Annotated in this window: 4 protein-coding genes and 2 pseudogenes; 2 read left to right on the top strand and 4 right to left on the bottom strand. The window is 39.9% G+C overall.

Going from position 1 to position 11,587, the window contains the following annotated elements:
- Positions 1-386 precede the first annotated feature (386 nt).
- Positions 387-3,935, top strand: coding sequence for a type IIG restriction enzyme/methyltransferase (locus tag NQ565_RS13485; RefSeq protein ID WP_005651722.1), 3,549 nt, complete (start codon positions 387-389; stop codon positions 3,933-3,935).
- Here NQ565_RS13485 and NQ565_RS13490 read toward each other — a convergent pair.
- Positions 3,907-4,593 (bottom strand): annotated as a pseudogene (locus NQ565_RS13490) (transposase); the annotation flags it as partial. The gene NQ565_RS13485 and the pseudogene NQ565_RS13490 overlap by 29 nt on opposite strands.
- 232 nt (positions 4,594-4,825) lie before the next feature.
- Here NQ565_RS13490 and NQ565_RS13495 point away from each other — a divergent pair.
- Positions 4,826-4,999 (top strand): annotated as a pseudogene (locus NQ565_RS13495) (transposase); the annotation flags it as partial.
- A gap of 3 nt (positions 5,000-5,002) precedes the next feature.
- On the opposite strand, the gene NQ565_RS13500 reads toward NQ565_RS13495, so the two are convergent.
- From NQ565_RS13500 to NQ565_RS13510, 3 genes are read right to left on the bottom strand one after another with little or no spacing between them, the layout of a single operon-like run.
- Positions 5,003-7,195, bottom strand: coding sequence for a hypothetical protein (locus NQ565_RS13500; RefSeq protein ID WP_004311265.1), 2,193 nt, complete (start codon positions 7,193-7,195; stop codon positions 5,003-5,005).
- Positions 7,196-7,197: 2 nt separating this feature from the next.
- The gene (locus tag NQ565_RS13505) at positions 7,198-9,399 is read right to left on the bottom strand and encodes a HEAT repeat domain-containing protein (RefSeq protein ID WP_004311266.1); all 2,202 of its coding nucleotides are present in this window, start codon (positions 9,397-9,399) and stop codon (positions 7,198-7,200) included.
- A 6-nt stretch (positions 9,400-9,405) separates the two neighbouring features.
- Positions 9,406-11,580 carry a HEAT repeat domain-containing protein gene (locus NQ565_RS13510; protein WP_005651733.1) on the bottom strand — a complete coding sequence of 725 codons (2,175 nt, stop codon included), beginning with the start codon at positions 11,578-11,580 and terminating at the stop codon, positions 9,406-9,408.
- Positions 11,581-11,587 lie beyond the last annotated feature (7 nt).

The following is an 11,587-nucleotide window of genomic DNA, read 5'->3' on the forward strand; positions in this document are numbered from 1 at the left end:
TTTGGGTATGTGAAAGGAACGTTGTGGTGAAAGAAAAAACTCCTTTTCACACATGGATGAGGCAATGCCGGAAGTCCGGCAATAAAAAATGTGGCTTCTCTATCCGGGTAAATGCCATGATTACAGACTTCTTCCTGTTCCTATACCATCAGGTCGGTTACCTTCAGGTTAACAACTTATCCAACCTGTGATAGATCCGGATGTGAAAAGATTACTTTGGCTGGCTATTACAATATAATAAGTAGAATCATGTCAAATCTACTGCTGCTATTGTTTGTTGATAATGGCTGGCAGTAGAACAAACTTTCGTTAAACCAATACGTTCATTCTTTATTATCAAGTTTTTAGACTACCTTTGTATTTTATTAACTCATTTACCAAACATTATGGGACTACTCAAACCGAATCAAGTTTTGAACAAAGCATATAGACAGGTTGCGATTGAAACAACAGATTTTGACTTATTCAAAAATGCCCTTCGCACATTGAGAGACAATATTGTGGATGGGCAAAGAGAACACACGCAAAAAGAACATTTACGTAATTTTCTGAGTGAAACGTTCTACAAGCCATACTACATGGCTCCCGAAGAAGATATTGATTTGGCTATCCGATTGGATAAAACTATCAAGTCCAATATAGGGTTATTGATTGAAGTAAAGAGTACCACCAACAAAGGTGAGATGATTTCTAATGACAATCTTAATCGTAAGGCTTTGCAGGAATTATTGCTATACTATCTTAAAGAACGTGTCAATAAGAAGAACAATGATATTAAATATCTCATCGCTACTAATATTCATGAATTCTTTATTTTTGATGCCCATGAGTTTGAACGCAAATTCTATCAGAACAAACAATTACGTCGTGAGTTTCAAGACTTTGTGGATGGACGCAAAACCAGTAACAAAACCGATTTCTTCTATACTGAAATTGCAACAACCTATATTGAGGAGGTGAAAGATAGCCTTGAATACACTTACTTCAACTTACAAGACTATCAACACCTGCTTGATAGAACAGACAGTAGCGCTTCACGCAAACTTATCGAACTTTATAAGATATTCAGCGATACACATCTTTTGAAGCTATCGTTCCAAAATGACAGCAATTCGCTCAACCGTGGATTCTACACTGAGCTGCTACACATTATTGGTATTGAGGAACGCAAAGAGAATAATAAAACCGTGATTGTACGCAAAGCTGTGGAACGGCGTGACGAGGCTTCATTACTAGAGAATACTATTAACCAACTGGATGCAGAAGATTGTTTGCGTCACATAAATGGTCGTTTGTATGGGAATGATTATGAGGAACGGTTATTCAATGTTGCAATGGAATTGTGTATTACTTGGATGAATCGTATCCTTTTCTTGAAACTGTTGGAGGCTCAGATGTTGAAATACCACAATGGAGATGCAATCTATAAATTTCTTTCAATAACTAAGATTCATGACTATGATGATCTCAACACACTCTTTTTCCAAGTGCTTGCACGTGACATGGGCAGCCGCACACACTCCATTATGCGTGATTTTGCTTACGTTCCCTATCTTAACAGTTCTCTTTTCGAGGTGACAGATTTGGAAAGTAAAACAATTAAGATAAACAGCCTTTCACAACGTACGGTACTTCCTGTCTTGGCGAGTAGCGTATTACGAAATAAAAAACGCAATCTACAAGTCAACGCATTACCCACCCTGCAATATTTGTTTGCTTTTCTCGACGCTTATAACTTTGCGAGCGAAAGCAGTGAAGAAGTGCAAGAAGAGGCTAAAACACTCATCAATGCTTCTGTTTTAGGGCTTATATTCGAGAAAATAAATGGTCACAAGGATGGTTCAGTATTCACTCCAGGCTTTATCACTATGTTCATGTGCCGTGAAGCAATCACCAAGACCGTGTTGCAAAAGTTTAATGGTTATTATGGCTGGAATTGTACCACCCGTATAGAACTATACAACCATATTGACAATATAGTCGAAGCTAATGAACTAATTAACAGTTTGCGACTGTGTGATCCAGCTGTTGGTTCGGGTCACTTTCTTGTGTCTGCTCTCAATGAACTGATACTCTTGAAATACGAATTAGGTATTTTGGTAGATGCTACCGGTAAGCGTATCCGCAAAGCGGACTATCAACTTGCCATTGAAAATGACGAGCTGATTGTTACCGATACCGAAGGTAATTTATTTGCTTACAACCCACTCAATGCGGAAAGTCGCCGCATGCAGGAAACTCTTTTCAAGGAGAAGCGTCAAATCATTGAGAACTGTTTATTTGGCGTTGATATTAACCCCAACTCTGTGAAGATTTGCCGCCTACGACTGTGGATTGAATTGTTGAAGAATGCTTACTATACGGCTGAAAGTAATTACACTTATTTAGAAACCTTACCAAATATCGACATTAACATCAAATGTGGAAATTCTTTGCTTCACCGATTCGCTTTGACAGACAGTATTCAGACCGTACTGCGAGAGTCTAGTATCAGCATCAGCCAATATAAGGAGGCTGTAGCTAAATATAAAAATGCCCAAAGTAAAAGCGAAAAGCAGGATTTGGAAACGTTTATAACAGAAATCAAGTCGAAACTGAAAACAGAGATCAACCGCCGGGATGCACGATTGGTTAGATTGAACAAACGCCGCTCTGAGTTGGCAAACTTACAAGCGCCTCAACTGTTTGAACCGACAAAAAAGGAAAAGAAAGCGTCGGACAAGCGCATTGCCGATTTAAAGAAAGAAATTGCGACTTTAGAAAATATATTTGAGGAAATACGCTCCAACAAAATTTATCTTGGTGCATTCGAATGGCGTATAGAGTTTCCAGAAGTACTTGATGCCGAAGGCAACTTCTTGGGATTTGACTGTATCATTGGCAATCCACCTTACATTCAGTTACAATCTATGGGTAAGAGTGCCGATGTATTAGAATGCATGGGGTACATAACTTATGCACGCACTGGTGATATTTACTGCCTCTTCTATGAGTTGGGTATGAACCTGCTTACTCCCAATGGTTTTCTTTGCTATATCACGTCTAATAAATGGATGCGTGCAGGGTATGGTGAAGCCTTGCGAGGTTATTTCGCAAGCAAGACCAATCCTATTATGTTGGTAGATTTTGCAGGTATAAAAATATTCGATGCAATAACGGTAGAAGCAAATATTCTTTTATCTCAAAAAGCAGCAAATATTTTTAACACACAAGCTTGTTTGGTACAAGATTCGAATGGCTTGAATAATTTGAGCGATTTCGTGCAGCAACAAGGCGTGAAGTGTAACTTTGCAGATTCTATCCCATGGGTGATATTGTCTCCCATTGAACAGAGCATCAAGCAGAAGATTGAGTCTGTGGGAATACCCTTGAAGGATTGGAACATCCAAATCAACTATGGGATAAAAACTGGTTTCAATGATGCTTTTATCATTTCTACCGAAAAGCGTGATGAGATACTAGCGAATTGTCAAACAGAAGATGAACGTGTTCGGACGGCTGAACTTATACGACCGATTCTTCGTGGCAGGGATATCAAGAGATATGAATATGAATGGGCGGACTTGTGGATTATAGCCACATTTCCTTCGCGGCATTATGATATAGAAAGTTATCCTGCGGTGAAAAATTATCTTCTGTCAATTGGCATAGAGCGTTTAGAACAAACAGGAGAAACTCATATTGTTAATGGCAAAAAAATAAAAGCCCGAAAGAAAACTAGTAACGAGTGGTTTGAAACACAAGATAGCATCAGTTATTGGGAGGATTTTTCTAAGCCAAAAATTGTATGGAAAATAATCGGAAACCAAATGGCTTTTGCATATGATGCCAACAATTATGTAATGAACAATGCCTGTTATATTATGACAGGCGATCATTTGGATTATCTGTTGGCAGTATTGAATTTTCCAATAACTGAAGTAACCTTCGTGTAATCATACGAGTCTGTGATTTCCTGCGTTTACGCAGTTTGCTATAAGCAAGATAGGCACGGCGTACATCAAGATACTTGTTACGGGGACGTTGTATGTGCAAGGTCTGGCAATGTTTGCACAGATGACGATGAAGCCATACAATACCTTCCCATAAGAGTTTGGTATCAGTAGGAAAACGCAGATGACTTTCATAACAGGTGGCATCGGTCATACAGACATGAAGGTTCTCAAGATAAGGTTTCCAATGCTCGGCAAGAATGAGCTGGAGGGGCTCAACGTCAAGGCGATGCGCTAGTTCCTGACGAATTGCACTAACGATTTTAGGATTGGTTAGTGGATGAAGCGGATCAATCTGAACACCACAAAACAACTGGTAATGAATATTACCGTTTAAATGCTCAATCAGTTGTGCATCGGAAAAGTTGGTATAGGACTTCAAGACCATCAAGGCTATTTTACCTTCGGGAGAAAAATAACTTTTACGACCCAAAGCAGAGGACTTCAAATGCATTTGTCGGGCCAGTTCCGAGAAAGGAAACAGAGCATGGAGGCGACCTAATTCACTCGTTGCAAAACTTTGACGATATTTTTTTAGCATATCGAACTCGGTAAAACCTAAACGAGGTTCGATTTCTGAGATTTTTTGTATCTTTACCATGTGTTTTTATTTTAGATTACCCCCGTTTTGGCCGTCAAACCGTTTTTTTGGGGGAATGCTTAAAGATACAAAAAAGGCAACTAACTCGCAATGAATTAGTTGCCTTAAATTTTATTATTTTAGGAATATCCCTGTTTTAATGATTGGTGTCTGGAACTGGTTGAGGAGTTATACTATAGACATTTACTGAATGTCCCTGTATAGTGTCGATAATATTAAAGAAAAACTTGTTATCTCCCTATATGCCAAAGGAATGAGCGTGTCAGACATAGAAGAGGAGATGCGTGAAATCTATGAGATAGAACTGTCCACATCAGCTATTTCCATCATCACGAACAAAGTCAACCAGGCTGCTCAGGAATGGCAGAACCGCCCTTTGGATCCGGTCTATCTCATCGTTTGGATGATTCTACCTATTTTGACTTTTCAGCCTATTAATTGTTTTGGTAACTTCGTTCATTAGCTTTTGATTGGAAGTTCTAAATGTGTTAAGTTCTTTGATTATATCTGCTTTATTATAGTATAAATTATACCAGCCTAATGTTTCAGCAGCCAATATGCGAAGTTCTTCTTCTTGGCTTTCATTTTTTATAATGTTCAGTAATGGCTCAATAGCTTTAGCAATAGGTTTATTTCGGAACCTACTTATTTCGCTTTGTATCTGTTTGGTAGTACTTTCCGGACTGTCAATAAGTGCAAAATCTCTTTCAAGTCCTTTCTTTTGGCGAGGAAGGTATTCTAACAATTCATTCACATAGGAAGAATCGTAGAAAGACCAATCGGCAGCCTGTTTCTTCAATTCATTCAAAGCCATATCATGGTCGAACGTGTTGATAGCACTAAAAATTCTGAAACGATGGCGGTTTTCATGTCCGCGTAATAAATAGCTTTCTATCCATGCCGGCAACAATTCCGGATTGCAATTCTTTTCAACGTATTCCACCGCATAACGACGGATCAGTTCATAACTGTCGTTCATGGCTGTCTGCAATACATCGGCAACCTCTGTCGGATAGTTCAAAGCTAATAGGCGTAATGCTTCCAACCGCACAACGAAATAGTTCGATTCGTGGTAACTTTTCTTCAGCAACTCAACGAGACCACTATAATTTGCCATTGACAATTGACGGAGCGCCATTGCCTGCATGTCAGCCATAGGGGAATTCAGCTGTTTTTTCCAGAATGTAACATTTCCTTCCTGCGCAACTAAAGCTTGGTTGATGTCCATATCCAGCCCGGCATTATTGGTGAAGTGAAAAGTCGGGTCACCGATCAGATGATTTTCCAAGAAGCAGGTAAAACGAGTGAACTGCCCGATGCGCATACCGGCAGCTAACAAGCCGAGAAATTCATCCGGCCATTTATCTTGAATGGTGTTAACCGTACATCCCATAGTAGCAATGGTCTTACCCTTATTGAATATATAAGAGCCTACAATGTTGTCATCCAAATGGAAAGAACCGTTGAAACAAGCATCGAACAATATAAAACGCGCATTAGGAGTCAAAAGACGAATATCTTCAGTATAGATATCCATATTACGGTTTACAATGGAATCCGATTTTATTTTCTCCTCATCGAAAGCTTCCGCACACCAACTTTCAGGCACCCCATACTGCTTGGCATATTCTTTGATAGCAGCTTCACGCCCATGTTTCTTGGCGTATGAAGGCACTTTGCTTCGCAAGAATATTTTGGCATTCTCAATACTCAAATTAATACCGGAACCATTTTCATAGCCATTGATATACTGCATGGTGGGGCCACCGTGGTGATGGAATAGCATGACATCTAATCCTTCGCGCTGAATCTCGTTCAAGTATAATGGTTTCATCGGATAGCGCATGTTAAAATCATAGAACTTCACTGTATTACCCGATTTGAATATTTGCGGCAATTGCTCACGTAAGGCTATTTGCTCACCGCTCCATGCCAAAGGATCTTCAGAATTGTAACCATGGCCACGGGCCATAGTCAGTTGGTCAAATGCATTTTGCTTTGCTTTTTCGGCAACTGCCTTTTTTAAGTAATCGCGTAGCATCTGATAACGGTTCTCACCTTCTAAATGTAATGGACGGATACGGGCCGAATAAATATCCGGTGAAATATACTGTTTAGAATCAGCACGCAATGTCATATAATGATAGTCAGGTATCAAACTGTCTTGTTTAATATAATCAAATTTTAATCCGAAGTCATCATAATAACGGTCGGAAGGAACGCTTGATTTCTGCCAATTGGCTTTGGGAGACCTTTTGAAAGCCGAAGATAGATGATGTGCATCACGAATCATTGGAATAGGGATGTCACCTATAAATACGCAACCCTCCAAAGGCGTTTTCTCATTCTCATGCAATTTGACAAGTTGCTCACGAATAGGTTCGGGCCTTTTCCAATCATCAATTAGCAAGTAAGTACCTAAACCTTCTTTTTCTATACTGGTACGATAAGCATCAATTTCACTTTTCGCTTCATCATAACTTTTCTGATCGACTACAATTGCAAAAGTAGTCTTTGTTTTTATACTAGGATGTACAACTGTTTGCGCCTGCATATCCTGTAAGCACAAAGCGGTAATTGCCAAAAGGATGTATTTATTCATATTTATAAACTTAATCTTTTGATTGTCTGTTCAAGCTCTGCTTTTAAATCTTCCGGAAGATTGGCTGTTTGTTGCATCTTCTTTATTTCTTCAAGAATGTGTGGCCGTTGTACAGAATTAGTAAACCAACCTAATGCTTCGGCCATTACTACACGTACTTCCTGTGGATTACCGGCATCACGAATTACATTCAAATAATCATCCACGTGGAAATGGAATGTATAGTTACGCACATTGCGGATTGCACTGATACGTTTTGCTTCCGGTGCAGCTACATCCATCAAGGTCTGATGGACTTTTGCCTCTTGTACAAACATTCTTTCCAGGCTTCTTAGTAATCGTTTTTTCTCTTCGTTTTCATTCAAACGGTCAACTTTTGCATAAAAGTCTTCTATTGTCTTTTCTACTTTCTCTTTCGGATAAAGGCTTAAAGCCTTGTTGGCACTCATTTGTACGCGTAAGCGTTCATTATGTTCGACCAATGCTTCCACAATAGCGGGCAATAAGGAATCGTCACCTACAAATCCAGCATAAATGGCACTTTGGCGAGCTACCATTTCATAAGTATCGTTCAAACCTTCGCGTAATGCTTCGATGAAGTTGTCGTCCTGATAACGGCTCAACAACTTGATAGCTTCCATACGAACCGTATTGAAGCCACTTTCCCGGTACTTCTTCAGGAGCAACGGAGATAATTCCTTTTGGGTATCGGCGTCAGCCAGCATACGCATGGCCAAACTTTGTACATCAGCGTATGGGCTGTTTAACAAATTCTTCCAATAGGCTTTGTCATCTTTGTGTATTGTTATATCGGTACTTAAAGTATTGGCTTCGATAGGAGCAAAACGGAAAGTGGGATCACCAAACAAATGACCTTCAAGTGATACGATTAGCTTATTGTATTGCCCGGCTCGTACACCATGGGACAACAAACCAATCATTTCAATAGTCCAGCGGTCTTGCAATACGTTACGGGTATTTCCTTGTGCTACTAATGTCTGACCGTCATTAAAGATATATTGTCCTGCTATATAGTCGTTTTCGTGAAAAGAACCGTTGTAGCACGCATCAAACATTATCATCTTCGGATTAGTGGAAAGATTTCTCTTCATTAAATCTTCCGTTACGATACGTTCATCAGCGTAGTGAAGAGAGTCTGCTTCCCAGAACTTAGGATTGTCCAGGTCTTTAAAAAACACCTCATTCACTTGTCGTTTTTCCTGCATCTGAATACGTAAGGTGTCTTTGTCACGTTTTCCAACATGGGACATGACTGCATTATAAAGTGTACTCTTCAACATTTTATAACGATTATTGAAATCAGTGCATGCCAATTCATCATTAATAAGCTGCCCTGTTGGCATTCCATGTTCATGAAACATAAATAAGTCAAGGTCCTTTCGTTGCAATTCGCTGAATAACTTATATTTCATAGGGTGTTTCATTCGGAAGTTCCAATGTTTGAATCCCATTTGACGACCAAAAGCTAATGGAAAGTTCTCCATATAAGCTTTTTCGTCATCCATCCATACAATCAGGCAATCGGAATTGTAAGAAGCACCATTGAATGAGAATACCCGATCTAATTGATTATGCTTATCTGCCTTGGCAGCAGCAGCTTTCTTCAGATATGAGGCAATGGCCGCATATTTATCCCCTTCCTTTTTTTCCGGATACTTGATACGAGCTGAATAGAAAGTAGGATTTAGCCGCTGGGGACTGTCTTCTGTCAATTTGTAGTAGAAATGCTGATGATTTACTGAGTCTTGCCTGATGAACTCAAACTTTAAGTTCAGATCATCATAAAAGCGGTCGGTAGGTACGGAAGACTGATCCCAAGGAAAGGCTTTCTCATTCATTTTGAATGCAGTAGTCATGTGTTGCGCATTACGTACCAATGCGACAGGCACATCGCCGATTAAAACCAGACCTTCCAATGAAGGGCATTCTTGATATGTTTTGATGATTATCTGTTTGACTTGATCTGGATTTTGCCAGTCACCGCTGATCAGATAAGTTGCCAAACCATCATCTTCAACCGCAGTTTTGTACTGATGCATGGCATCTTTGGTATTTGCATAAGTTTGGTTATCTGTTATGATAGCAAAAGCGGTAGGTTGTTTGACCAATGGCTTTATGACTGTTGTTTGTGCATTTCCTGCCAATGGCAAAAGAAATGCCAGATATATTATTTTTTTAATCATGGCCAATTAATTTTTAAGTCTGTAATATGTACGGTCGGCTTCTTCACGAAGGTTCTCGGATAAGCTCTTATCTTTTCTCAGTTGATCGCATACCCGAAGGATGTCAGGCTTCCGATAAGAATGAGTGAACCAAGCAAAAGCCTCCAATAAACAGGTTTTTAGCTTTTCACTTTCACTGGAGTCGGTAAGTAAAGCCAAGAGGCCGTCTACACAGGCATGTGCCATATGATTTTTCAGAGAATTGCAATAAAGGATGCGCCAACGTTCGGAAGTTTCTTTGCTTAATAACTCTTTTTGCATGCTACGACTATTATTGGCATTCTCCAAAACCTTACGCATCTCCTCCTTGTCTTGCAACACATAGGTCTCAGCCATTACTTTATCAATTGCCGCCTGTACGGCTGCCTGATCAAAGACTTGAAGCCCCAAACTCACATTAAATGCCACACGCTCGGATAGGTTGTCTTCTACATAGGCTTTGATTTGCGGATAAACATACTCGTTCAGTCCCACATGTTGCATCATACGAACAGAGGTGCGACGAATAAATTCATAGGAATCCGTAATGGCCAAGTGTAAGACTTCCCGGAAGTTTTTGTCACTAATCTTCTCAAGCAATGCCAAGCAGGTGAAACGTACCATCATGAACGAGGAAGTTTCAAAAGTTTTTCTTAATAAATCAGAAATACCCGGATAGTCATTGCGATAAAGGTTGTGCAAAGCAAAATTCTGTATGTCGGCATAGGGCGACTGTAATAACTCCAACATGCGGGACTCGCTATATGGTTCTTTGAACAAAGCATTGGCATCTACCTCATTGATAGATTGAAAACGTAGAGTAGGGTCACCGGTAATGTGCGATTCGAGAATATTCGTCAATTTAGCCCATTGCCCCACTCGTGCTCCCATACCTAACAGGCCGAGCATCTCGTTTGCCATTTTATCTTGCAGTACATTGACTGAATTGGCAAAAGTAGTTACGCATTTTCCTTCCGACATGATATAACGTCCGGCAATGTAATCTTTTTCCCGGAAATCACCATTATAGCATGCATCGAAAATTACCATACGGCTATTAGGCTTAAACTCTGTAACTTCCGACAGGATAATACCGGTGCGCAGGTCTAGTAAAGAATCTTCTGCAATTACTTTGGGATCATCATAGCCTGCAATCCAAGTAGTGTCCAAACCGTATGTGTTTTTCATCATATCCAGCATTTCGTCGAAAGACTTTTTGTTGTTTTGCTTTCTACGCGCTAAACCACGATAATAGTACTTCATTGCATCTACATGAGCATTCCACCTATTAGTAGCGGGACTACCGGAAAGATATTGACGTTCGGGCATACCATGCTCATGAAAAATAGACAAGTCCAGATCTGTGCGTTTCAGCATATTAATGACATCGTCCTTGGGATAATCGCTGAAATTATAACGGATGAAACGGGCCCGTCCCTCTTTATCGAATACGCCCGGCATTTGTTCGCGAATAGTAAAGGTTTCCGGTGTCCATGCAGTCAATGAGTTAGAGTAAGAGCCATCACCTGTATAGGAGAAGAATTGGTCTAATTTATTGTTTATCTGGTGCTCAGCCACCACTTTTTTAAAATAGCGGCTGATTTGCGCATGCGGTTCTTCGCCGTTATCAACAGCTTTGACACGTGCAGAATATATGTCACACCGAATTTGCTGTGGAGATTTTATAGCCAAATTATAATAGAAGAAATTATTTTCGACACTGTCCTGTTTCAAAAAATCGAATTGTAGGTCGAAATCATCGTAGAAACGGTCGCTGGGCACTGAAGAATCTCTCCAGTCATTGTTTTTCTCATCCATTTTAAAAGCGGAAGTCATATGCTGGGCTTTGCGGAGCATTGGAATAGGGATATCACCGACAAATACCACTCCTTCCAATTTATCCTTTTTGTAGAGCTTAACAATAACTTTCTTTACATCTTCCGGTTTATTCCATTCATTGTATACGATGAACGTAGGCAACCCTTCCATTCCTAGAATCTCCTGATAGGCTTTAAGCTCGGCTTCACAAGCCTGAAATGTCCCTTTATCTGTAATTACAGCAAAAGAGGTGTCCTTTACTTTCACAGCCGGTTTAACAAATGTCTGTGCCCGCAGAGATAATATGCTGCAGAGCATCAAACTTCCAGTTATTAATTTACGCATGTTTTGT

The organism is Bacteroides stercoris ATCC 43183 (genome assembly GCF_025147325.1).
Taxonomy (GTDB): domain Bacteria; phylum Bacteroidota; class Bacteroidia; order Bacteroidales; family Bacteroidaceae; genus Bacteroides; species Bacteroides stercoris.

Excerpts from the sequence above, each read along its gene's own strand:
- NQ565_RS13485 (WP_005651722.1), top strand. The coding sequence starts at position 387 with ATGGGACTACTCAAACCGAATCAAGTTTTGAACAAAGCATATAGACAG.
- NQ565_RS13500 (WP_004311265.1), bottom strand. The coding sequence starts at position 7,195 with ATGAATAAATACATCCTTTTGGCAATTACCGCTTTGTGCTTACAGGAT.
- NQ565_RS13505 (WP_004311266.1), bottom strand. The coding sequence starts at position 9,399 with ATGATTAAAAAAATAATATATCTGGCATTTCTTTTGCCATTGGCAGGA.
- NQ565_RS13510 (WP_005651733.1), bottom strand. The coding sequence starts at position 11,580 with ATGCGTAAATTAATAACTGGAAGTTTGATGCTCTGCAGCATATTATCT.